This is a genomic window from Achromobacter sp. RTa (genome assembly GCF_000757485.1).
Classification (GTDB): Bacteria; Pseudomonadota; Gammaproteobacteria; order Burkholderiales; family Burkholderiaceae_B; genus Achromobacter.
This window is the reverse complement of the sequence record NZ_JPYO01000007.1, coordinates 45,319-68,474: the sequence shown is the minus strand read 5'-3', so window position 1 is coordinate 68,474 and position 23,156 is coordinate 45,319. Positions and strand designations below refer to the sequence as shown.

Annotated in this window: 22 protein-coding genes; 12 read left to right on the top strand and 10 right to left on the bottom strand. The window is 67.7% G+C overall.

Features of this window, described 5'->3' with window-relative positions; genetic code table 11:
* The first annotated feature begins 6 nt into the window (after positions 1-6).
* Positions 7-765, top strand: coding sequence for an alpha/beta fold hydrolase (locus JL37_RS04040; protein ID WP_043542199.1), 759 nt, complete (start codon positions 7-9; stop codon positions 763-765).
* Positions 766-777: 12 nt separating this feature from the next.
* Here JL37_RS04040 and hpaI read toward each other — a convergent pair whose 3' ends face one another.
* From hpaI to JL37_RS04020, 4 genes are read right to left on the bottom strand one after another with little or no spacing between them, the layout of a single operon-like run.
* Positions 778-1,578, bottom strand: a complete 801-nt coding sequence (hpaI, locus tag JL37_RS04035; protein ID WP_043542198.1) for a 4-hydroxy-2-oxoheptanedioate aldolase — start codon at positions 1,576-1,578, stop codon at positions 778-780.
* Between the two features lie 14 nt (positions 1,579-1,592).
* Positions 1,593-2,396 (bottom strand): 2-oxo-hept-4-ene-1,7-dioate hydratase, encoded by an 804-nt coding sequence (hpaH, locus tag JL37_RS04030; RefSeq protein ID WP_043542196.1) that lies wholly within the window; start codon positions 2,394-2,396, stop codon positions 1,593-1,595.
* A gap of 23 nt (positions 2,397-2,419) precedes the next feature.
* Complete coding sequence (locus JL37_RS04025; RefSeq protein WP_043542194.1) at positions 2,420-3,169, bottom strand: fumarylacetoacetate hydrolase family protein; 750 nt, start codon at positions 3,167-3,169, stop codon at positions 2,420-2,422.
* A 16-nt stretch (positions 3,170-3,185) separates the two neighbouring features.
* Positions 3,186-4,235: a fumarylacetoacetate hydrolase family protein gene (locus JL37_RS04020; RefSeq protein WP_043542193.1), complete on the bottom strand. Its 1,050-nt coding sequence runs from the start codon at positions 4,233-4,235 to the stop codon at positions 3,186-3,188.
* 192 nt (positions 4,236-4,427) lie between these two features.
* Here JL37_RS04020 and hpaE point away from each other — a divergent pair, with 192 nt between their 5' ends.
* The gene (gene hpaE, locus JL37_RS04015; protein WP_043542192.1) at positions 4,428-5,894 is read left to right on the top strand and encodes a 5-carboxymethyl-2-hydroxymuconate semialdehyde dehydrogenase; all 1,467 of its coding nucleotides are present in this window, start codon (positions 4,428-4,430) and stop codon (positions 5,892-5,894) included.
* Positions 5,895-5,931: 37 nt separating this feature from the next.
* Positions 5,932-6,783, top strand: a complete 852-nt coding sequence (gene hpaD, locus JL37_RS04010) for a 3,4-dihydroxyphenylacetate 2,3-dioxygenase (protein WP_043542189.1) — start codon at positions 5,932-5,934, stop codon at positions 6,781-6,783.
* On the opposite strand, the gene hpaR is transcribed toward hpaD, so the two are convergent.
* Both hpaR and JL37_RS04000 read right to left on the bottom strand, forming a co-directional pair.
* Positions 6,784-7,248, bottom strand: a complete 465-nt coding sequence (hpaR, locus tag JL37_RS04005; RefSeq protein WP_043542188.1) for a homoprotocatechuate degradation operon regulator HpaR — start codon at positions 7,246-7,248, stop codon at positions 6,784-6,786.
* Between the two features lie 107 nt (positions 7,249-7,355).
* Positions 7,356-7,991 (bottom strand): hypothetical protein, encoded by a 636-nt coding sequence (locus tag JL37_RS04000; RefSeq protein ID WP_043542186.1) that lies wholly within the window; start codon positions 7,989-7,991, stop codon positions 7,356-7,358.
* 427 nt (positions 7,992-8,418) lie between these two features.
* Here JL37_RS04000 and radA point away from each other — a divergent pair, with 427 nt between their 5' ends.
* From radA to JL37_RS03985, 3 genes are all read left to right on the top strand, one after another.
* Positions 8,419-9,780, top strand: coding sequence for a DNA repair protein RadA (radA, locus tag JL37_RS03995; protein ID WP_043542184.1), 1,362 nt, complete (start codon positions 8,419-8,421; stop codon positions 9,778-9,780).
* Positions 9,781-9,867: 87 nt separating this feature from the next.
* Positions 9,868-10,647: a sulfite exporter TauE/SafE family protein gene (locus JL37_RS03990; protein ID WP_043542182.1), complete on the top strand. Its 780-nt coding sequence runs from the start codon at positions 9,868-9,870 to the stop codon at positions 10,645-10,647.
* A 171-nt stretch (positions 10,648-10,818) separates the two neighbouring features.
* Positions 10,819-11,058 (top strand): hypothetical protein, encoded by a 240-nt coding sequence (locus JL37_RS03985; RefSeq protein ID WP_043542180.1) that lies wholly within the window; start codon positions 10,819-10,821, stop codon positions 11,056-11,058.
* Between the two features lie 156 nt (positions 11,059-11,214).
* Here the strand turns inward: JL37_RS03985 and JL37_RS03980 are convergent, their stop codons facing one another.
* From JL37_RS03980 to JL37_RS03970, 3 genes are all read right to left on the bottom strand, one after another.
* Entirely contained in the window at positions 11,215-12,171 is a 957-nt protein-coding gene (locus tag JL37_RS03980; RefSeq protein WP_043542179.1) for a 2-hydroxyacid dehydrogenase, read from the bottom strand.
* A 103-nt stretch (positions 12,172-12,274) separates the two neighbouring features.
* Complete coding sequence (locus tag JL37_RS03975; RefSeq protein WP_043542177.1) at positions 12,275-13,261, bottom strand: tripartite tricarboxylate transporter substrate binding protein; 987 nt, start codon at positions 13,259-13,261, stop codon at positions 12,275-12,277.
* 76 nt (positions 13,262-13,337) lie between these two features.
* The gene (locus tag JL37_RS03970; protein ID WP_043542313.1) at positions 13,338-14,345 is read right to left on the bottom strand and encodes a tripartite tricarboxylate transporter substrate binding protein; all 1,008 of its coding nucleotides are present in this window, start codon (positions 14,343-14,345) and stop codon (positions 13,338-13,340) included.
* 192 nt (positions 14,346-14,537) lie between these two features.
* On the opposite strand from JL37_RS03970, the gene JL37_RS03965 reads away from it, so the two are divergent.
* The 6 genes from JL37_RS03965 to garL all read left to right on the top strand — a co-directional run bounded on the left by JL37_RS03965 (position 14,538) and on the right by garL (position 21,450).
* Positions 14,538-15,467: a dihydrodipicolinate synthase family protein gene (locus JL37_RS03965; protein WP_043542176.1), complete on the top strand. Its 930-nt coding sequence runs from the start codon at positions 14,538-14,540 to the stop codon at positions 15,465-15,467.
* A gap of 158 nt (positions 15,468-15,625) precedes the next feature.
* Positions 15,626-16,330: a FadR/GntR family transcriptional regulator gene (locus JL37_RS03960; protein ID WP_043542175.1), complete on the top strand. Its 705-nt coding sequence runs from the start codon at positions 15,626-15,628 to the stop codon at positions 16,328-16,330.
* Between the two features lie 51 nt (positions 16,331-16,381).
* Positions 16,382-17,494, top strand: coding sequence for an Ldh family oxidoreductase (locus tag JL37_RS03955; RefSeq protein WP_043542173.1), 1,113 nt, complete (start codon positions 16,382-16,384; stop codon positions 17,492-17,494).
* A 47-nt stretch (positions 17,495-17,541) separates the two neighbouring features.
* Positions 17,542-19,287 (top strand): L-arabinonate dehydratase, encoded by a 1,746-nt coding sequence (araD, locus tag JL37_RS03950; protein ID WP_043542172.1) that lies wholly within the window; start codon positions 17,542-17,544, stop codon positions 19,285-19,287.
* Between the two features lie 297 nt (positions 19,288-19,584).
* Positions 19,585-20,589, top strand: coding sequence for a tripartite tricarboxylate transporter substrate binding protein (locus JL37_RS03945; RefSeq protein ID WP_043542170.1), 1,005 nt, complete (start codon positions 19,585-19,587; stop codon positions 20,587-20,589).
* A gap of 93 nt (positions 20,590-20,682) precedes the next feature.
* Positions 20,683-21,450 (top strand): 2-dehydro-3-deoxyglucarate aldolase, encoded by a 768-nt coding sequence (gene garL, locus JL37_RS03940; protein ID WP_043542169.1) that lies wholly within the window; start codon positions 20,683-20,685, stop codon positions 21,448-21,450.
* A gap of 384 nt (positions 21,451-21,834) precedes the next feature.
* Here garL and lysA read toward each other — a convergent pair whose 3' ends face one another.
* Positions 21,835-23,067 carry a diaminopimelate decarboxylase gene (gene lysA / locus JL37_RS03935; protein ID WP_043542311.1) on the bottom strand — a complete coding sequence of 411 codons (1,233 nt, stop codon included), beginning with the start codon at positions 23,065-23,067 and terminating at the stop codon, positions 21,835-21,837.
* Between the last annotated feature and the right edge of the window lie 89 nt (positions 23,068-23,156).

Here is a 23,156-nt window from a genome sequence, read left to right as displayed (position 1 = left end):
GGCGCCATGGAATTCGAACGCCGAGGCTCGGGCCGGCCGTTGTTCCTGCTGCATGGCTTCTGCTCGTCGTCCGCGATCTGGCGGGACCTGATGGCGGAGCTGGCGGACACGCGCGACGTGATCGCGCCGGATTGGCCCGGCTTCGGGCGCGCCTCGCGGGCGGAGCCGCTGCGGGGCTTGCCCGCCTATGCGCGGGCGCTGCTGGCGCTGGCCGACGATCTGGGCTTCTCCAGCTTCGACGTCCTGGGCCATTCATTCAGCGGCTTCGTCGTGCAGCAGCTGCTTTGCGATGCGCCGGCCCGGGTCGGGCGCGCGGTGCTGTACGGTTCGGGCTTGCGGATGGATCCCGCCGCGCGCTTCGAATCCATCGAGCAGACCCTGGCGCGTCTGCGCGCGGATGGCCCGGGGGCCACGGCCCGCCGCGTGCTGGCGACCTGGTTCAGGGAGGGAGAACGGCATCCGGCCTACGCAGCGTGCCTGGAGGACGGCGCGTCCATGAGCGCGGCAGGCGGGGCGGCGATGATCGAGGCCGCACAGGGCGTGGATTTCAGCCAGCGCCTGCGCATGGCCCAAGCGCCGGCGCTGGTGATCCTGGGCGAGCATGAGCGCAGCCATCCGCTGGCCTCGGCGCTGGCCCTGCGGGCGGCGCTGGACCAGGGCAGCCTGTGCGTCCTGCCGGACAGCGGACACGCCGCGCACCTGGAATGTCCGCTTCTGTTCAATGCGGCACTGCGGGCATTTCTCGGCGCGGCCAGGGCCGCGTAGCGCTCGGTACGCTCAGTAGGGGCCCTTCGAGGCGGCGGGCGCGGCGACGTTCTTGAACTGGCCCGCCAGTTGTTCGGCCGCGCGCGCCAGCAGGATGGCGTCCACGCCCACGGCGACGAAGGTGGCGCCCAACGACAGGTAGTGCCTGGCCTGTTCGATGCCGCTGTGCAGGATGCCGGCGGCCTTGCCGGAACGGACGATGCGCTTGATCACGTCGTCGATTGCCTTGGTGACTTCCGGGTGGTCCGGCTGGCCCAGGTATCCCATGCTGGCCGACAGGTCGGCCGGCCCGATGAAGGCGCCGTCCACCCCGTCCACGGCAAGGATTTCGTCGAGCGCTTCGACGCTGCGCGGGGTTTCGATCTGCACCAGCACGCACATTTCGTCGTTGGCGCGTTCCAGGTAGTTGGGGATGCGGTTCCAGCGCGACGAGCGGGCCAGCGCGCTGCCTACGCCGCGGATGCCTTGCGGCGGATAGCGCACCGCCGCGACGGCGGCCTCGGCTTCCTCGGCGGATTGCACCATGGGCACCAGCAGCGTCTGCGCGCCCGCGTCCAGGATCTGCTTGATCAGGACGGCATCGTTCCAGGCGGGCCGCACCACCGGGGCCGCCGGATAGGCCGCCATCGATTGCAGCTGCGCAAGCGTGGTCTGCAGCGTGTTGGGTGAATGCTCGCCGTCGATCACCAGCCAGTCGAAGCCGGCGCCCGCGACGATCTCGATGGAGTAGGCGTTGCACAGGCCGGCCCACAGGCCGATCTGGGGTTTGCCGTCTTGCAGGGCGCGCTTGAAGGTATTGGTCAGGATGTCCATGGGCGGCAGATCGCTCAAATGAAATGGCAGTTGACGGAGCCGAGCGCGCCGTAGTCGACGTTGAAGGTGTCGCCGGCGCGGGCGGCCACCGGCCGGGTGAAGGAGCCCGACAGGACGATCTCGCCCGCTTCCAGCGCCACGTCATGGGCGGCCAGCTTGTTAGCCAGCCATACTACGCCATTGGCGGGATGGTTCAAGACGCCGGCGGCCACGCCCGTTTCTTCGATCACGGCGTTGCGCGACAGGATGGCGCCGATCCAGCGCAGGTCCAGGTCGCCGATTTTCACGGGCCGTCCGCCCATCACCACGCCCGCGTTGGCCGCGTTGTCGGCGATGGTGTCGAACACCTTGCGGGGGCGCTTGGTGTCGGGATCGATGCCATGCGAGCGCGCGTCGATGATCTCCAGCGCGGGGATCACGTAGTCCACGGCGTCGTATACCTGGAACAGCGTGACGCCGGGGCCCTGCAGGCGCTTGCCCAGCACGAAGGCAAGTTCGACCTCCAGCCGCGGCAGAATGAACCGGCCGGCCGGTATGTCGGCGCCGTCGTCGAAGAACATATCGTCCAGCAGCATGCCGAAATCCGGCTCGTCGATCTGGGAGGCCTGCTGCATGGCGCGCGAGGTCAGCCCGATCTTGTGGCCCCGCTTGACGCGGCCTTCGACCAGCTTGATGTCCATCCAGGCGCGCTGGATGGCGTAGGCGTCGGCGATATCGATGTCGGGGTGTTCGAGCGAGACCTGGCGGATCTGCCGTCGGGCGCGTTCGGCGTCGTGCAGGCGCGCGGCGATGGCGCGCACGGTGTGGGTGTCCAGCATGCGGATTCCTGATGGGTGGGGATTCAAGTCGGGTAGGGGACCAGCGTGTTGACCAGCCGGCCGATGCCTTCGATTTCGGTCACGACCTCGTCGCCGGGCTGGACGTTGACGACGCCGTCGGGCGTGCCCGTCAGGATCAGGTCGCCGGGCGAGAGCGTCATGAAGCTGCTGAAGTACTCGATCAGCGCGGGCACGTCGAACACCATGTCGCGCGTGTTGCCGCGCTGCGTTTCGACGCCGTTGACGGTGGTGCGCAGGTTCAGGTTCATGGGGTCCGGGACGTCGTCCCGGTCCACCAGCCAAGGCCCCAGGGGCGTGCAGGTGTCGCGGCTTTTCACGCGTAGGTTGGGGCGGTACCAGTTTTCCAGGTAATCGCGCAGCGCGTAGTCGTTGGCCACCGTGTAGCCGGCCACGTAGCCGTAGGCCTGGTCGCGGCCGACCTTGCTGGCCGTCTTGCCGATCACCACGGCCAGCTCGCATTCATAGTGCATGAAGGCGACGTCGGCGGGGCGCAAGGTCTGCGAGCGGTGGCCGATGAACGTGTTGGCGGCCTTCAGGAAGCCCAGCGGCTCCTCGGGCGCCTTGAACGCCAGCTCCTTGGCGTGGTCGGCGTAATTGATGGCCAGCGTGAACGTCGTGCGGGGCTCGATGGGCGGCAGCCACGTCACCGCGTCTTCGGGCAGTTCGCGGCCATCGGCCAGCCGGACGCGACCCGGGCCGGCTTCGGTCGCGGCATGGATGGCGCCGTCCAGGGAAATGCGGGCATGTTTCATCGCGAGGCTCCTTCGGTCACAGGCCGGCGCGCTGCGCCGCCAGGGTATTGGCCAGCGTGCCGACCTGCGCGATGCGGATGTCGTAGCGCTGGCCGGCGCGCGCGCGCGGCGCGCCCGGCGGGGCGCCGACCAGCAGGATGTCGCCCGCCTCCAGGCTCATGAACCGGGTCACGTCGGCGATCAGGCGGGCCACCGGCCGGATCAGGCCCGCCGTGCTGGCGCGCTGCGCCACCACGCCGTCGATCCGCACCTCGATGTCCAGCGCGTCGGGATCGGCGATGGACGCGGCGGGCGCGAATTCCGCGCCGATGGGGCAGAAGCCGTCGCGGCACTTCTGCTTGAGCGCGGGGCGGAAGTAGCTGGCGTGCGGCACGGACAGGTCGGCGACGACGCGGTAGCCCGCCACGTAGTCCAGCGCCTCGGCTTCGTCGACGCGGGTGGCGCGGCGCGAGAACACGACGCCCAGGCAGGCCCCTATCTCCACTTCGTCCACGTCGGCAGGCAGCGTGATGGCGGCGCCATCGCGCGCATAAGTGTTGGCGGGCTTGATGTAGAGCACGGGCGCCTTGGGAGCGCCCTTGTAGGGCGCGGCGTCGATGGCCTCGCCCAGCGCGGCCAGCGCCTCGGGCGTATTGAGGGCCGCGCCCACCACCGTCCTGGGCATGGGCGTGGCCGCCCGAGCGGCGCGCGCCGCGAGGTAATCGCGGTAGTTGTTGAGCTTGTAGTTCAGCACCGGGTCGGCCTCTTCGATCTGCATCGAAATGCCGAGAGGGCGCGAGGCCATCGCCGGGGCCAGCTCCGCCGTCAGCGCCCGGAACACGCGCTCGCCCAGCGCGGCTTTCTGCGCATCGCTGCGGCCGTGGCCGATGCGCAGCACCACGTGGACAAAGGCGTTGTCGGGATGGCCGTCGACGATCAGGCAGTCGTCCACGCGCAGGGCCCGGGTGCGCGCGCCTGCCAGCGGGAACAGGCTGCCGTCGCCCACGGCGGCATCCTGCACCGTCCGCATCAGCTTGGCGGTATCCAGGGCCAGGTTGCCCGAATACTCAATCCAGATATGGGGCATGGCACGCTCCACACAAAGTAATTAGCATGTTAATTAGTTTAGCGAAAAGGGCCGGCAGTGACAATGCGCGGGTAGACCCGTCCGGTTCGGGGTTTCCCGCCGTTGACAGTGGGGGCGGGCCAGCATAATGTTAACGTGTTAATTATATCTGCCCGGACGGTTCCGGCGCAGACCCAGGCCAAGGAGCCGAGCGTGAGCATCAAACACTGGATCAACGGCAGGCAGGTCGACAGCCCGGACCGCTTCATCACCTACAACCCGGCCACGGGCGAGGCCATCGGCGAAGTGGCCGCGGGCGGCCAGGCGGAAATCGATGCGGCCGTAGCCGCCGCGGCCGAGGCCTTTCCCAAGTGGGCCGGCACTCCCGCAAAGGAACGCGCCCGCCTGATGCGCAGGCTGGGCGAGCTGATCGACCAGAACGTGCCGGCGCTGGCCGAACTGGAAACGCGCGATACCGGCCTTCCTATTTCACAGACCCGCAAGCAGCTGATCCCGCGCGCCTCCGAGAATTTCAATTTCTTCGCCGAGGTGTGCACCCGAATGAACGGCCACACCTATCCGGTGGACGACCAGATGCTCAACTACACGCTGTACCAGCCCGTGGGCGTGTGCGCGCTGGTATCGCCATGGAACGTTCCGTTCATGACGGCCACCTGGAAGACGGCCCCTTGCCTGGCGCTGGGCAACACCGCCGTGCTGAAAATGTCCGAGCTGTCGCCGCTGACGGCCGACCAACTGGGCATGCTGGCGCTGGAGGCCGGCATTCCGGCCGGCGTGCTGAACGTGGTGCAGGGCTATGGCGCCACGGCGGGCGACGCGCTGGTGCGGCATCCCGGCGTGCGCGCAATCTCGTTCACGGGCGGCACGGCCACGGGCAAGAAGATCCTGGCCAGCGCGGGCGGCGTCAAGAAGTACTCCATGGAGCTGGGCGGCAAGTCCCCCGTGCTGGTCTTCGACGATGCGGACGTGGAGCGCGCGCTGGACGCGGCCCTGTTCACCATCTTTTCGCTCAACGGCGAACGCTGCACCGCCGGTTCGCGGATTTTCGTGCAGCGGACCATCTATGACGATTTCGTGCGGAGGTTCGCGGAGCGGGCGCGCCGGCTGGCCGTGGGCGACCCGACCGACGAAAAGACCCACGTGGGCGCAATGATCTCGCGCGCGCACTGGGAAAAGGTCACGGGCTACATCCGCCTGGCCGAGCAGGAAGGCGCGCGCATCCTCGCGGGCGGCGCCGGCCGTCCCGCGGGCCTGCCGGCCAGTCTTGCGGGCGGAAACTTCGTCAGCCCCACGGTGCTGGCCGACGTCGACAACCGCATGCGCTGCGCGCAGGAAGAGATCTTCGGCCCCGTCGCCTGCCTGTTGCCGTTCGAGGACGAGGCCGAAGGCCTGGCGCTGGCCAACGACGTGAAGTACGGCCTGGCGTCGTATGTCTGGACCAGCGATATCGGCCGCGCGCATCGCCTTGCCCGTGGCATCGAAGCCGGCATGGTGTTCATCAACAGCCAGAACGTGCGCGACCTGCGCCAGCCCTTCGGCGGCACCAAGGAATCCGGCACGGGGCGCGAAGGCGGCGAATACAGCTACGAAGTCTTCGCCGAGATCAAGAACGTGTGCCTGTCGATGGGCAGCCACCACATTCCGAAATGGGGCGTCTGAGCCCGCTGCAATTCACGAGAACGAAGGAGACCAGATCATGGGCAAGCTCGCGCTGGCGGCCAAGGTGACGCATGTGCCGTCCATGTACCTGTCGGAGCTTCCCGGCAAACACCAGGGCTGCCGGGAAGCCGCGATCCAAGGGCACCGCATCATCGGCCAGCGGTGCCGGGACCTGGACGTGGACACCCTTGTCGTGCTGGACGTGCACTGGCTGGTCAACGCCGGCTACCACGTCAATTGCAATGCGGGTTTCAAAGGCCGCTACACCAGCAACGAACTGCCGCATTTCATCAAAGACATGGATTACGCCTATCGCGGCAATCCGCAACTGGGCCGCCGCATCGCCGAATGCGCGAACGCAGCCGGCGTGGGCGCCAGATCGCACGAAATCGACAGCCTGGAGCTGGAATACGGCACGCTGGTGCCGATGCGCTACATGAACGGGGACGGCCGCTTCAACGTGGTGTCCGTGGCGGCCTGGTGCGCCTGGCACGCGCTGGATGAAAGCCGGCGCTTCGGGGCCGCGCTGCGCCAGGCCATCGAAGAAAGCGACAGCCGCGTGGCGGTGCTGGCCAGCGGCTCGCTGTCGCACCGCTTCAACGACAACGGCAGCCCCGAAGCCGCGATGCATCAGATCAGCCGGGAGTTCTTCCGGCAGGTGGACCTGCGCGTGGTGGAGCTGTGGCGCCAGGGCGACTGGAAAGCCTTCTGCGCCATGCTGCCCGACTACGCCGAGCTGTGCGTGGGCGAGGGCGGCATGCACGACACGGCCATGCTGCTGGGCCTGCTGGGCTGGGATGGATACGACAAGCCGGTGGAGATCGTCACCGACTACTTCGCCAGTTCCGGAACGGGTCAGATCAACGCGATCTTCCCCGTGCCGGATTGATCAGGCCTCGTCGGGCGCGCGCGGCGCGTCGGAGTCGCGCTTGATCAGGTCGACCATCGTGTCCACGTCGCGGTAGAGCCGTTCCAGCAACTCCTTGCCGATCCTGGCCTCGATCTCCTGGTACTTCGCGTCTACTTGGGGGCGCATGCGGTCGATGAGCTTGTTGCTCTTGGGCGTAAGCGAGATTTCCTGGCGCCGCTGGTCGGCGCTGGAGCGCACGCGCTTGATCAAGCCCTGTTCCTCCATGCCGGCCAGCATGCGGGTCAGGCTGGGGCTGAGGATCTGACAGCTGCGCGCGATCTGGTTGGGTTCCATGGCGCCCACTTCGCTCAAGGTGCGCAAGACCCGCCATTGCTGTTCGGTGACGCCCGCCTCGTGCAGGATGGGGCGGAAATGCGCCATCAGCGTTTCGCGCGCGTACAGCAGCAGATGGGGAAGGTTGCGGTGGTGGAAGCTCGGGCTCATGCGGGTATGTTAGCAAGAAGCCGCGCGGTTCCTGCCCGGTGTGCCCAGTGCGCGGACACCGGACCCGCCGGGCAGGCGGGCTCCGATGCCGGGGCCGGATGGCGGGTTCAGGCGGGGTTCTGGTCGGCCAGTTCCTGCAGGTCGTCGGGCAGCGCCAGATCGGGGGCGCCCTCTTGCAATTCGCGCAGCGCCTGCACGGCGTCGTCCTGCTGGTCGGCCTGCATCAGGGAGCGGATATGGGCCACGCGGGCATCGATGTCCTGCTCGCTGAACGGGGCCGTTTGCTCGGCGGCGGCTTCGCCTTGCGGCGTTTCGGCCGCTTGCTGACCGGCGGCTGGCGCCGCTTCCTGAGCCGGCACGGCCTGGGGCGGAGACGCATCGCCCTGGGGGGCGGCTTCACGCAGGGCGGCGGGCGAGGGCTGCGCGGCGGGCGCTTCCGCCTGGACGGGCGGAGCGGCGGACCGATCCGGGCTCGACGCGGATTCGTGCGGGGCGATCAGTTGCGCGGCCTGGTCGGCCAGGTCCTGCTGTGCCTCGCGCATGTCGGTCCATGCGAACAGCCCGATGACCATCGCGGCGCAGGCGGCCGCGCCCCAGGCCGGATGCCAGCTATGGCCAGGATGCCAGCTGCGGCGCACCGCCGCGTCCAGTTCGGGGCTGGATCCGGGGCCGGGCCGACGGTACAGGGCGCGCAGATCCCGTTCATCGTCTTCGTCGAAAGGGGGGCGGTAGGTAATGCTCATGCGCGTACTCCTCGCGCATGCGCCTGGTGGCAGGGCGCATCCGCGTTTGACCTCCGCGTGCGCCGCGCCGGTTCGTCCGGCGGTCTCGTTGCAGCTCGGGTCCTGTTCCGGTTTAGGCGGCTTCCTGGAAAGCCGCGGGTGAATGCGCCGCGATTCCCACTGCTGCGCCCTGGCGGGCGTGCGGCTGCGGGTATGCCGCCCTGGACCGGGCGGTTCGACAATGCGCTGCACTTGTCGATTATGCGCGATTTGAAGAAATCCGGCAGGAAATTTCTTGAGTTTGCATCATGTAACTTCGCTGCGGCCCTTTTTCTGGAAGCAAAACGAAAGCCCGATGCGCCAAAGCGGTGCGTGAAGACGGAGCCAGCGCGCTCAATGGCCGCGCTCTTCCGGGCGGCCGCAAGTGGATGCCGGTAAACTTTCGCGCATGGCCAAATCCCGAACCGTATATGTCTGCGCCGATTGCGGCGGCACCACCCCGAAGTGGCAGGGCAAATGCCCGCATTGCAACGCCTGGAACACGCTGGAAGAAACGGTCGAGTCCTCGACTCCGGCCGCTTCCGCCCACCGCTACGCGCCGCTTGCCTCGAGCAGCCCGGTGCGCAGCCTGTCCGAAATCGAAGCCCGCGAAACGCCGCGCCAGCCCACCGGGCTGGACGAATTCGACCGCGTGCTCGGCGGGGGCTTGGTGGCAGGCGCCGTGGTGCTGATCGGGGGCGATCCCGGGATCGGCAAGTCGACGCTGCTGCTGCAGGCGCTGGCCTCCCTATCCACGACCACCAACGTGCTGTACGTCACCGGCGAGGAATCCGCCGAGCAGGTGGCGCTGCGCGCGCGCCGCCTGGGCCTGCAGACCGGCAACGTCAACCTGCTGGCGGAAATCCGGCTGGAAGCCATCCAGGCCGCCGTGTCCGAACAGAAGCCGACCGTGGCCGTGATCGACTCGATCCAGACGCTGTACAGCGGCGAGCTGAGCGCCGCGCCGGGCTCGGTGTCGCAGGTGCGGGAGTGCGCGGCGCAGCTTACCCGCCTGGCCAAGCAGACGGGCATCGCCATCGTCATGATCGGCCACGTCACCAAGGACGGCGCGCTGGCGGGGCCGCGCGTGCTCGAGCACATCGTGGATACCGTGCTGTATTTCGAGGGCGACACGCATTCGTCGTTCCGTCTGGTGCGCGCCTTCAAGAACCGCTTCGGCGCGGTCAACGAGCTGGGCGTCTTCGCCATGACGGACCGCGGGCTGCGCGGCGTGGCCAACCCTTCCGCCCTGTTCCTGTCGCAGCACGAGCAGCAGGTGGCCGGGTCCTGCGTGATGGCCACGCAAGAGGGCACGCGCCCGCTGCTGGTGGAAATCCAGGCCCTGGTGGATTCTTCGCACGCGCCCAATCCGCGCCGGCTGACGGTCGGCCTGGAAGGCAACCGGCTGGCGATGCTGCTGGCCGTGCTGCACCGGCATGCGGGCGTGTCTACGTTCGACCAGGACGTGTTCGTCAACGCGGTGGGCGGCGTGCGCATCACGGAGCCGGCGGCCGACCTGCCGGTGCTGCTGGCCATCATGTCCTCGCTGCGCGACAAGCCGCTGCCGCGCGGCCTGATCGCGTTCGGCGAAGTGGGGCTTGCCGGGGAGATCCGGCCCGCGCCGCGCGGCCAGGAACGCCTGCGCGAAGCGGCCAAGCTGGGATTCTCGATCGCCCTGATCCCGAAGGCCAACGCCCCGCGCCAAGCGATCGAAGGGCTGGAAATCTGGGCCGTGGACCGCCTGGACGCCGCGCTGGACAAACTGCGTTGACGCCGCCGCCCGGCATGGGCTGCGGCGGTTCGAACATCCGTATTCTGTTTGCCCGCCCATGATGGGCGGCGCCTGCTGGAGCAAGACTTGAGTCTGTTAGTTATCGCGGCCTGCCTGGCCGCCGGAGGCCTGATCGGTTTCATGGGGGGCGTGCTGGGCATCGGCGGCGGCCTGATCGCTATTCCCGCGCTGGTGCTGTTGATGGGCATGTCGCAGCAGCTGGCCCAGGGAACGGCGCTCATCATGGTCCTGCCCACCATCATGATGGCGGTGCGCAAGTACAACCAGCAGGTTCGCATCGACAAGCGCGTGGCGCTGGCGGGCGCGGCGGGCGCCGTCGTGTTCACCTGGGTGGGCGCGCGGCTGGCGCTGGGCATCGATTCCGGCATCCTGCGCCGCAGCTTCGCGGTCTTTCTGTTTTTCATCGCGCTTTTCTACGTATGGCAGACGTGGCGCGCATCGCGCCCCGCCGCCGCGCGCAAGCCGTCGGCCAAGGGCGAGGCGCCCGTCTTCACGCCGCGCCGCGCCAGCGTGCTGGGCATCCTGTGCGGCACCCTGGGAGGTTTCTTCGGCGTGGGCGGAGCGGTGCTGGCCGTGCCCATCATCACCACGGTGTTCCGCCTGTCCCAGACCACCGCGCAGGCGCTGGCCCTGAGCATGGTGATCCCCGGATCCACCATTGCGCTGATCACCTACACGTGGGCCGGGCAGGCCGACTGGCTGGTTGGGGCGCCCCTGGCGATAGGCAGCCTGTTGTTCGTGCCGGTGGGCGTCAAGCTTGCGTACCGGCTTCCTGAACGCAAGCTGAGAGCCTGCTTCGCGCTTATGCTCTTCGCCACCGTCGCGCTGCTGGCGTTCGAGAGCTGATTCTTGCGAAGTCATTTCGAACCCATTTCGAACCGTTAGCGGCAGAAATTTTCTGGTTCCGCGCTGAACCTTCCACGGGTGTCATGCTCCAACCCGATACGGGTTCAGCGGTGATGTTGCCGCCCCGTGTTGGAAAAGGCCCAGGCCTTTATACATTCTGGAGGTCATGAAATGACGACTCACTCCCGTATCGCTGCGTTCCTGTCCACCTCGGCCCTGTGCCTCGGTCTTGCCGCTGCGCCAAGCGCGTTTGCGGCTGGCGCCGATGCCTCGGCCAAGACGGGCGAAAGCAAGACCCAGGCGCAGCACAAGCATCACAAGTCCGACAAAACCTCCGCCAAGCACGAGGCGGGCAAGTCGGGCGGAGCCGCGAAGATGGACAAGTCCGGAGCCGCGACGCCGGCCAAGTAATCGCGGCGGGCCGCGAGGCCCGGGTTCCTTTGCGCAAACGACTTCCGATTCCCGCGGGGGCCGGAAAGTCGAAAGCCTCTCGGTATGGGCGCCGAGAGGCTTTTTCGTTTGGGTGTCCGGTTCGGGCGTCCGGTCGGGCCGCCCGCGGGCGGCGCGCTACTCCGCCGGCGTGATCACGCGGCCGGTCTCGAAGTACGCTTGCAGGTTCTCCAGCATGAGGTTCTCCATGCTCATGCGTGTCTCCAGCGTGGCGCTGCCGATATGCGGCAGGACCACGGCCTTGTCGCTGGTGATCAGCGCTTCGGGCACCTTGGGCTCGTGCTCGAACACATCCAGCGCGGCGCAGCCGAGCTTGCCGGCCTGCAGCGCGTCGACCAGCGCGGCTTCGTCGATGACGGGGCCGCGCGCGATGTTGACGATGATGCCGGTGGGGCCCAGCGCTTCCAGCACTTCGCGGTTCACCAAGTGGCGCGTGCCGGCGCCGCCGACCGTCGCCACGATGAGGAAATCCGCCCATTCGGCCAGGCCGGTGAGGGTGGCCTCGTAGCCGTACTGCACGTCGTCGCGCTTGCGGCGGTTGTGGTAGCGGACGTCCATGTCGAAGCCCGCGCCGCGGCGCGCGATGGCCTCGCCGATGCGGCCCAGGCCGACGATGCCCAGCTTCTTGCCGCTGACGCGCTGGCCCAGCGGGATGCTGCCGTGCACCTGGCCCCAGTGGCCCGCGCGGACGAATCGTTCGCCCTGGCCCATGCGGCGCGCGCCGGCGATCAGCAGGCCCCAGGCCAGGTCCGCCACGCAGTCGGTCAGCACGTCGGGGGTATTGCTGACTTGCACGCCGCGTTGCCTGGCGGCCTGGATGTCGATGGTTTCATAGCCGACGCCCCAGCTGCAGATGGCTTTCAGGTCCGGCAGGGCGTTGATCAGTTCGGCGTCGGCGCCGTAGTTGGCGGAGGTGACGACCGCGGTGATGCCTTTGCCGTGCTCGGCCAGCGCGGCCTTGCGGTCGGGGTATTTCCACAGCTCGACGACGTCGTAGCGCTCTGCGAGGCTCTGGTTGGCGGAAGGAGAACCGGCCAGCGAGCCGACCTGGATGATGCGATGCTTGGTGGTCATGTTGTCGTACAGGTGGGTGGCAAAATACCGATGCTACTTGATCCGGGCGCGGATAAGGCCGGGAATGCCCGCGAGGGGCATCCCGGCAAGGGCATTCCCGGAGTCACTCCAGCTGGATGTTGGCCTGCTTGATGACTTCCTTCCAGCGCTTGACCTCGGCCTGCTGGAACGCGGTGAACTGCTGCGGCGTGTTCGCCACGACCTCGAAGCCCAGCCCTTGCAGCGTTTTCTCGGTCTGGGGCTCGCGCAGGGCGGTCTGCAGCGCCTTCGACAATTGCTGGACGATGGGCGCCGGGGTGCCCTTGGGCACGGCGAAGCCTTGCCAGGAATACACCACCATGTCCTTGATGCCAGCTTCGGCCAGGGTCGGCACGTCCGGCAGGTCGGCGGCGCGCGCGTCGCCGGTGATCGCCAGCGCCTTGAGCTTGCCCGCCTTGATGTGGGTCTGGACGGCGCCCAGGTTCTGGAACGACACGTTGACCTGCCCGCCGATCAGGTCGGCGATGGCTGCGCCGCCGCCGCGGTAGGGCACGTCCACGCCCGTGCTTTGGGTGCGCTGGCGGAACAGCACGGCGGACAGGTGGTCGGAGGAGCCCGTGCCGGACGAGGCATACGACACCTTGCCCGGGTTCTTCTTCGCGTAGTCCACCAGTTCCGCGACGGTGGCGGCGGGGAAATTGGGCGCGGCGACGAGCACGTTGGGGTTGCGCACCGCCTGCGTCAGGTATTCGAAGTCCTTGCTGGGGTTGTAGGACAGGGTCTTGTAGAGAGCCTCGTTGATGGCGAATGTGCCGATCGAGCCCACCATCATGGTGTAGCCGTCGGGAGTGGAGCGGGCCAGCGCCTGGGCGCCGATCGCGCTGTTCGCTCCAGGCTTGTTCTCGACCACGAAGGTCTGTCCGAGGAGTTTCGTGAGCGCGGGGGTGACCGAACGCGCGGTGATGTCGGACGAGCCGCCCGGCACGAAGGGAACGATCATCGTGACGGGCTTGTCGGGATAGCCGGCCGCGTGCGCGGCCGGCGCGCCAAGCAGGACGGCGCCCGCCGCGGCAGCGGCCGCCGCGGCTACGGCGCTCAGTAGTTTGTTCATGGTGTCTCCAGGTTCGCGTGATGCTGTGATGAGCCCGCCGCCCACGCGTTGCGGACGGGCCCGGATCGGCGCAGGGTCAATCGACCTTGGCGCCGGATTTCTTCACGACCTCAGCCCATTTGGCGGATTCCTGCGCCATGAACTGCTTGAATTCGCTGGGGGTGTTGCCGGACGGCGTCGCGCCCTGGGCCTGCAGCTGCGCTCGCACGGCGGGCAGTCGCAGCGCGGCCGCCACGTCGCGCTGGACCTTGTCGACCACCGCCGCCGGCGTGCCGGCGGGCGCCAGCAGGCCGAACCAGCTGGACGCGTCGTAGCCCTTCACGCCGGCTTCCGCCATCGTGGGCACGTCGGGCAGGGCGGGGGAACGCTGGGCGCTCGTGACGGCCAGCGGGCGCAGCTTGCCGCTCTTGAGAAAGCCCATGGAAGAGGGCAGGTTGTCGAAAATCAGGTCCGCCGAGCCTGCCATCACGTCGGTCAGCGCGGGGCTGCTGCCCTTGTAGGGCACGTGCGTCATGCGCGTGCCCGTCATGTTCTGGAACAGCTCGCCGGACAAGTGCGTGGAGGTGCCGTTGCCGGTGGACGCCATGTTGACGCTGCCGGGGTTGGCCTTCAGGTACTTGATCAGGTCCGCGACGTTACGGATACCGTGCTTGTCGGCGAACTTGGGGTTCAGCTCGAGGATGTTGGGCACGGGGATGACGAGCGTCACCGGCACGAAATCCTTGACCGGATCGTAGGGCAGCTTGGCGTAGACGGACTGGTTGATCGCGTGGGTGCTGACGGTGCCCATCAGCAGGGTGTAGCCGTCCGGCGCGGCGCGCGCGGCCTCGGCCGTGCCGACGTTGCCGCCCGCGCCTGCCTTGTTGTCGACGACGACGGGCTTGTTCCAGGCCTTGCCGAGTTCCGCGGCGACCACGCGCGCCGCGATGTCGGTCGTGCCGCCGGCGGGGAAGGGCACGATGATCCGGACTTCGCGTTCCGGGTACTCGGCCAGGGCCGGGGCGGCCGGCAGGACGGCGGCGGCCAGGGTGGCGGCGAACAGGGCGGCCGTGACGGACCGGCCTCGCACGGGGGCTGCATGCATGGAATTCGTCTCCTCGGTGTGCGCGTGGCCGCGCATCGTTGATGGGGTATTCCGCCCCGGGCATCACCCGCGGCGCCTTGCATTTATGCTGCCGGTCTACTTGTAAAACAAATATATGTATTGAGGTTATGCTTGTCAACCAAGTATACTTTTTTCACCTAGTCATCCGACCGTCAGCCAGGAGCCCCATCCATGAAAACTTCCCCGGTCACCGCGCAGGATCTTCAGCGTTCGGTCATCGCCGTGCCGCCGCTGGCGCGCCACGACGATCTGTCCTTGAACGTGAAGGCCAACCAGGCCCTGCTCGGCCACCTGGAAGCGGGCGGCGTGCGCAACGTCATGTATGGCGGCAACGCCAACTTCTATAACGTGGGCGTGAGCGAGTACGCGCGCATCGTCGACATGCTGGCCGAGCTGGCCGGGGCCGATACCTGGATCCTCCCTTCGGTGGGGCCCGACTTCGGCAAGATGATGGACCAGGCCGCGATCCTGCGTTCGCGCGCGTTTCCCACGGCCATGCTGCTGCCCATGTCCTTCCCCTACACCGATGCGGGGCTGGCCGAAGGCGTGCGGCGCTTCACGGACGCCCTGGGCAAGCCCGCCGTGATCTATCTCAAATCGGCCGACTACCTGGCGCCCGCCACCGCGGCCAGGCTGATCGAGGAAGGCCGCATCGTGGCGTTCAAGTACGCGGTCGTGCGCGACGACCCCTCGCGGGACGCGTACCTGTCGTCCCTGTTGCAGGCCGTGGATTCGCGCTGGATCGTCAGCGGCATCGGCGAGCGTCCGGCCATCGTGCACTATCGCGACTTCGGGCTGAAGAGCTTTACTTCCGGATCGGTCTGCGTGGCGCCGCGCGGTTCCATGCGCCTGTTGCATCTGCTGCGCGACGGCCGCTACGAGGAGGCCGAGGCGGTGCGCGAAAACTACCTGGCGCTGGAAGACTGCCGCGACGGCATCAGCCCGATCCGGGTGCTGCACGATGCGGTGACGTTGTCGGGCGTTGCGGACATGGGGCCGATGCTGCCGCTGCTGACGGGGCTCTCCAGCGCCGAGCGCGAACGCGTGGCGCCGGCCGCGCGCGCCTTGGCCGCCTGGGATCGGGAAACCGCCCAAGCCTGATCATGCGCCGCAGGGTGGACGCGGGCAGGCGCATCGATCCGCGCATTGACGGTACGATGAGCGCTGTTCCGTAGTATCGAGGAGGTTCCGTGGCCCGACCCAAAGCTTCACCCCCGCCCGCGCCCCATGCGTCCGCCGAACCCGACGCGCATGGCGCGTTGGTGCTCGAGCGTGGGCACCGGGTGCGGCTGGCGGACCAGCTCTACGGGCAGATCTTCGAGCAGATCGTGTCCGGCGGGCTGAATGTCGGCGATAAGCTGCCCTCCGAAAATGAAATATCCGAACGCTTCGGCGTGTCGCGGCCCGTCGTGCGCGAAGCCCTGCTGCGCCTGCGCGCGGACGGCCTGATTACCGCGCACCAGGGCTTGGGCACTTTCGTCAGCCATCAGCCCGCGCCGCGCCTGAAGACCTTCAACGACGTGCAGAACGTCAGCGCCTACCTGCGGGCGCAGGAGGTCCGCGTGGCGCTGGAAGGCGATGCCGCGCGCCTGGCGGCGCTGCGCCGCACGGACGAGCAGCTCAGGAAGATCGAGGATGCGCACGCGGCCTTCACGGACAGCCTGGCGCGCGGCCAGGTATCCGCCGAGGCGGACCTGGCGTTTCACGCCAGCATCGCCGAGGCCAGCGGCAACGACTTCTATCTGGGCGTGCTGGAGAGCATCCACGAATCCATCAGCGGCTTCATGAGGCTGACCCTGAACCTCACCCGCACCGGCTCGCGCCAGCGCGCGCAGCGCGTCGTGGACGAGCACGCCGCCATCCTCGACGCCATCCGCGAGCAGGACAGCGAGCGCGCCCGCGTCGCCATGCAATTCCACCTGGGCCAGGCCCGCCACCGGCTGGTGGACCGGGATCGCGACTGATCCCGCCTTTCCGCCCGCCGCCACCCGCCAACGACAAGAGGAGACCAGAGAGTGCGAGGGAATGGAGCGACAGCAACGGACGTGCCGGTGGAGCAGGTCCGGGAACAGATACTGCGGGTGTTGCAGGCCTGGGGCATGGCGGAGGACCTGGCGCGCACCACGGCCGGGCTGATGGCCGGCACGGACCTGCTGGGCATCGATTCGCACGGCATCTCGATGCTGCCGGCCTATGAAGAAAAATGGCGCGCGGGATCCCTGCGGCTGGACGCGCGCGCCCGCATCGTGCGCGACGGCGGCGCCAGCGCGCTGATCGACGGCATGGGCGGGCTGGGCTACCCCGTTGCCGCGCAGGCCATGCACCTCGCCGTGGACAAGGCGCTGGAGCATGGCGTGGGCGCGGTGTCGGTCTGCAATTCCCATCACTTCGGCGCGGCCGGAATCTATGCGCGCATCGCTGTAGAGCGCGGCGTGGTCGGGCTGGCGACGAGCAGCGCCAACGGGGTGATCATGGTGCCCACGCGCGGCGCCATGCCCATGCTGGGCACGAACCCCATCGCCTTCGGCGCGCCAGCCGCCTACAACGAGCCCTTCCTGCTGGACATGGCCACCACCACCGTCGCGGCCAACAAGGTCAAGGTGTACGACTTCCTGGACAAGCCGCTGCCGCCAGGCTGGGCGGTGGATGGACAGGGCGGCGCGGTCACCGACGCGGACGCCGCCATGCAGTTCATCTTCAAGCACCCCGAGGGCGGGCTGACGCCGCTGGGCGGCACGGCCGCCATGAGCAGCCACAAGGGCTACGGGCTGGCGATGATGGCGCAGATACTGGGCGGCACGCTGAGCGGCAGCGCGTTCGCCGCGCGCCGCGCCCCGACGCGCCGGCCGGGCGAGCCCGACGACGTGGGGCATTTCTTCCTGGCGCTCAATCCCGACGCATTCCGCGCCGCCGGATCGTTCGAGTCCGACATGGACGACATGATCGACGCCATGCACGACACGCCGCCCGCCAACCCGGACGAACCGGTGCTGGTGGCGGGCGAGCCCGAAGCCGCCGAGCGCGCGCGCCGGCTGCGCGAGGGCATCCCCATACCCGCCGCGCTGGCCGAACGCCTGCGCGCCATCTGCGCGCGCGCAGGCACGCCTTACCTGCTGGACCCGGCGTAATTCCGTTTTCCCTATAAACCCTTGCCCAAGAGCACAGGAACAGAGACATGAGCAATTCAGACAAGCGCAAGAAGCCCGAAGAGCTGCGCAGCCATCGCTGGTATGGCGTGCGCGACCTGCGGTCTTTCGGGCATCGCTCGCGCACCGCGCAGATGGGCTATCACCGCTCGGACTACGCCGGCAAGCCGGTGATCGCCATCATCAATACCTGGAGCGACATCAACCCCTGTCACAGCCACTTCAAGCAGCGCGTGGAAGAGGTCAAGCGCGGCATCTGGCAGGCGGGCGGCTTTCCGGTGGAAATGCCGGCCATGAGCCTGTCCGAGCCCTTCCAGAAGCCCACCACCATGCTTTACCGGAACCTGCTGGCGATGGAAACGGAAGAGCTGCTGCGCTCCTATCCGGCGGACGGCTGTGTGCTGATGGGCGGCTGCGACAAGACCACGCCGGCGCTCATCATGGGCGCGGTATCCATGGACCTGCCGACGATCTTCGTTCCGGCCGGCCCGATGCTGCGCGGAAACTGGAACGGCAATACCCTGGGCTCGGGATCGGATACCTGGAAGTACTGGGCGGAATTGCGCGCCGGCAACATCACCGAGGAAGACTGGCAGGGCGTCGAGGACGGCATCGCGCGCTCGCCCGGGCACTGCATGACGATGGGCACCGCGTCCACCATGACGGGCGCGGTCGAGGCGCTGGGCCTGTGCCTGTCGGGCGCGTCGTCCATTCCGGCGCCCGATTCGCGGCACGCGCAGATGGCCAGCCTGACGGGCAAGCGCATCGTCGAGATGGTGTGGGAAGACCTGAAGCCGTCCGACCTGCTGACCGCGGCGTCCTACGACAACGCGGTGCGCGCGGTGCTGGCGCTGTCGGGCTCCACCAATTCCGTCGTGCACCTGATAGCCATGGCCCGCCGCAGCGGCTTCAACCTCGACCTGGACCGCTTCGATCACCTCGCGCGCACGACCCCGGTGCTGGCCAATCTGAGGCCCGCGGGCAAGTACCTGATGGAGGACTTCTACTACGCGGGCGGCCTGCGCGCGATGCTGGTGCAGCTGGGCGATCTGCTGGACACCACCCAGCGCACCGTGGACGGCCGCACGCTCGGCGAAAACATCGCCGGCGCGCGCATCTTCAATGAAGACGTCATCCGCACGCGCTCGCAGGCGCTGATCGAGCGCGACGGGCTGGCGGTGCTGCGCGGCAATCTGGCCCCGGACGGCGCGGTGATCAAGCCGCCCGCCATGGAAGAGCGCCTGCAGGTGCATACCGGCCGCGCCGTGGTCTTCAAGGACTACAACGATATGGCGGCGCGCATCGACGATCCGGACCTGGACGTGGATGCCGATAGCGTCATCGTGCTGCAGAACGCAGGGCCGCAGGGCGCGCCCGGCATGCCGGAGTGGGGCCAGTTGCCCATCCCGCAGAAGCTGCTCAAGCAGGGCGTGCGCGACATGGTGCGGATATCTGATGCGCGCATGAGCGGCACCAGCTACGGCGCCTGTGTGCTGCACGTGGCGCCCGAGGCCTACGTGGGCGGTCCGCTGGCCCTGGTGCGGGACGGCGACCGCATCGCGCTGGACGTGCCGGCGCGGCGGCTGGAGCTGCTGGTATCCGACGAGGAGCTGGCCGCGCGCCGCGCCGCCTGGCAGGCGCCGCCGCCGCGTTTCGAGCGCGGCTACGGCGTGCTCTACCTGAAGCACATCGGGCAGGCCGACACGGGCTGCGATTTTGATTTTCTTCAGACTGAAACGCGTGCTTCGGCCGCAGGCGAGCCTGAGATCCATTGATGTAAGTGTCTGACACCTCAGTGTCTGACACCCATGCGAAACGTTCTTGCGAGCCGAAGCAGGCCTTCCCGGGTGTCAGACACCAACCATCGCACAGGTGTCAGCCACCAATCGCCCCAGATGGTGTCTGACACCCGGGAAATGGCGAGGCAAATCGAAGAGCCGCTCGTACGGGTGTCAGTGTCTGACACCCGGGAAATGGCGAGGCAAATCGAAGAGGCGCTCGTACGGGTGTCAGACACAAGCCAGCGGTTGACACCAACCATACTCAAAAAAGCCACAGAGGAGACGACAACCATGCACCACCCCAACAAAACCCATGCGCGCAGACGCTTCTTCGCCCTGGCCGCCATGGCGGCAGGCGCGCTGACCTTCCTGCCCGTCGCCGCAATCGCGCAGTCCGATGCCTGGCCGGCCAGACAATTGAAGCTGGTGGTGCCGTTCCCGGCGGGCGGCAGCACCGACTCGGTGGGCAGGCTGCTCGCCGCCGAGCTGTCCAAGGAACTGGGGCAGACCGTCGTCGTCGAGAACAAGGGCGGCGCCAACGGCAACATCGGTTCCGACATGGTCGCCAAGGCGGAGCCCGACGGCTACACGCTGCTGCTCTCCGGCGTGGGGTCCAACGCCATCAGCTATGCGGTTTACCAGAACATGCCGTACCGCAACGGCGATTTCGCCCACATCTCGCTCCTGGCCACCGGGCCCAACGTGCTGGTGGCCAACAACGACTTTCCGGGCAAGACCTTCGCGGACTTCATCAAGCTGGCGCGCGAGAATCCCGGCAAGTACACGCACGCCAGTTCCGGCAGCGGTTCCTCGGGCCACCTGGCCATGGAAATGCTGAAACAGGACGCCAAGATCGATCTGGTGCATGTGCCCTACAAGGGCGGGGCGGCGGCCATCACGGACACCATCGGCGGGCGCGTGTCGGTACTGTTCCTGAACCAGGACGCGCTGCTGCCGCAGGTCAAGTCAGGCAAGGTCCGCGCCCTGGCCGTCGCCAGCGCCAAGCGCAATCCCGCCTATCCCGATACGCCCACGGTGGCCGAATCGGGCTTTCCGGGGTTCGCCGCGGAGTCCTGGTTCGGCCTGTCCGCGCCCGCCAAGACGCCGCCCGCGGTGATCCAGAAACTGAACCAGGCGACGGTGAAGGCCTTGTCCTCGCCCGAGATACGGCAGAAGCTGGAAAGCGTGGGATTCGTGGTGGTGGCGAACGATCCGAAGTCCTTCTCGGCTTTCGTCGACGCCGAGATCGCCAAGTGGGGCAAGGCGGCCAAGGCGTCCGGCGCGAAACTGGATTGATCTTCCGCGGACGGCTGGGCCGGGCATCGAGCCTGCGCGCACCCGTCCGCGGCGGCTGGCATGATTTCTATTTTTTTGAACAAGAAGGCAGCAATGAATTCACCCTTACCCAACCGCTTCCGGCAACGCATCCTGGCCCGTGAACGGCTCATCGGTTTCTGGATGTGCATGTCCAGCCATATCACGGCCGAGCTCGTGGGGCTGGCGGACTTCGACTGGCTGCTGCTGGACGGCGAACATTCGCCCAACGAGGTGCCGATGTTCCTGCAGCAGCTGCAGGCCCTGCAAGGCAGCGCCAGCGCCGCGGTGGGCCGGCCGTCCTGGAACGATCCGGTCGAGATCAAGCGCCTGCTCGATATCGGCTTCTACAACCTGCTGATTCCGTTCATCGAATCGGAGGAAGACGCGCGCCGCGCCGTGGCGGCCACGCGCTATCCGCCGCAGGGCATGCGCGGCGTGGCGGGCGCGCAGCGCAGCAACCGCTACGGCACGGTGCCGGACTACCTGCACACCATCAACGACAACATCTGCGTGCTGCTTCAGATCGAAAGCCGCCCCGGCATCGATGCCGTGGACGAGATCGCGTCGGTGGAGGGCGTGGACGGCGTGTTCATCGGCCCCTCCGACCTGGCCGCCGCGCTGGGCCACATCGGCAACCCCGGCCATCCCGAAGTCCAGGAAACCATCCGCCACCTGTACCAGCGCGTCTCGGCCCAGGGCAAGGCGGTGGGCATCCTGGCGCCGGTGCATGCCGACGCGCGGCGCTACCTGGACATGGGCATGCACTTCGTGGCCGTGGGCACCGACCTGGGGGTGTTCAAGCAGGCGGTGTTCGCCGCGAGGGAGGCGTTCCCCACGTGATCCGCCAGTGTCTGACACCCGTACGAAATGGACTTTGCGGTGAAACGATGGCCCCGGGTGTCTGACACTAATCGTGCGGGGACGGCCATTCAAAGTCAGCCGGTGTCAGACACCCGGGAGGGGGACTTTCAGTGGGACGGGTGTCTCGTAAGGGTGTCTGACACACGGGTATAGGGCAGGGTGTCTGACACACGGAGCATCGGCAGCCAGTGTCTGACACCCGTACGAAATGGACTTTGCGGTGAAACGATGGCCCCGGGTGTCTGACACTAATCTTGTAGGGACGGCCATTCAAAGTCAGCCGGTGTCAGACACCCGGGAGGGGGGCTTTCAGTGGGACGGGTGGCTCGTAAGGGTGTCTGACACACGGGGTATCGGGAAGGGTTACTCTTCCAGCGCCAGTAATTCCGCGATCGTCTGGCGCCGGCGGATGAGGCGGGCCTTGCCGTTGTCGAGCAGCACTTCGGGCGCCAGCGGGCGGCTGTTGTAGTTCGAGGACATGGACGAGCCGTACGCGCCCGCGCTGTGGAAGACGAGGAAATCGCCGATCCGCGGCCGGGGCAGCAACTGGTCGGACACGACGCCGCCCGCGTCCTGGGTGAAGACGTCGCCCGATTCGCAAAGCGGGCCGGCCACCGCGATGCGGGCTTCAGGCGTGCCCTGCGGCTGGCCGCCGTCCGGCGCATGCACCGAAATGCGGTGGTAGCTGCCGTACATGGCCGGACGCATCAGGTCGTTGAACCCCGCGTCCACCAGCGCGAAGTCGCGTTCGGGGCGGCGGTTGATGGAATGCACCTCGGCCACCAGCGCGCCGGCCTCGGCCACCAGAAAGCGGCCCGGCTCGATTTCCAGGCGGACTTCATGGCCCAGGCGTTCGGCAATGCGCTTGCGCGCCGCGTCCCATTGCTCGAAATAGTGGTCGCAGTCGATGCGCGGTTCGCCGTCGCGGTACGGAATGGACAGGCCGCCGCCCGCCGAAATGGCTTCGATGTCGTGATCCAGAGACGCCACGACGTCCACCATGGCGTTGCACACGCTCGACAAGTGCGCGTAGTCCACGCCCGAGCCGATGTGCATGTGGATGCCGACCAATTTCAGGCCGTGGCGGCGCACGATGGACATGGCTTCGGCGAGGTCGCCGATCCAGATGCCGTGCTTGCTTTGCGGGCCGCCGGTGTTGGTCTTGTTGCTGTGGCCGTGGCCGAATCCCGGATTGATGCGCAGCCAGACGCGATGGCCGGGCGAGGCCTGGCCGACGCGGGCCAGCATGTCCAGCGAGCCCGCGTTCACGGTGATGCCATGCTTGAGCACGGCGGCCAGCGTGGCGTGGTCGATCAGGTCCGCGGTGAACACGATGCCTTCCGGCTCGCCTTGCGGCTGGAAGCCGGCCGCGAGGCTGCGCTCGATCTCGCCGAGGGACACGGCATCCACTACCGCGCCCTCCGCCCGCATCAGTCGCAGGATGTGCAGGTTCGAGCAGGCTTTCTGCGCATAACGGATGGTGTCGAAGCGGCGCAGTTGCGCGATGCGTTCACGGATGATGGCGGCGTCGTAGACCCATAACGGCGTGCCGTGTTCGGCGGCGAGCTGGGTGAGTTGGCGCGGATCGAATGCCATGGCTGGCGTAACCTCAGGGGAGTGAAACCAGGCGGCATGATGCCCGGGTTCCGTCATCCAGTAAAATGCCTGGATTTCCTTCATCTATT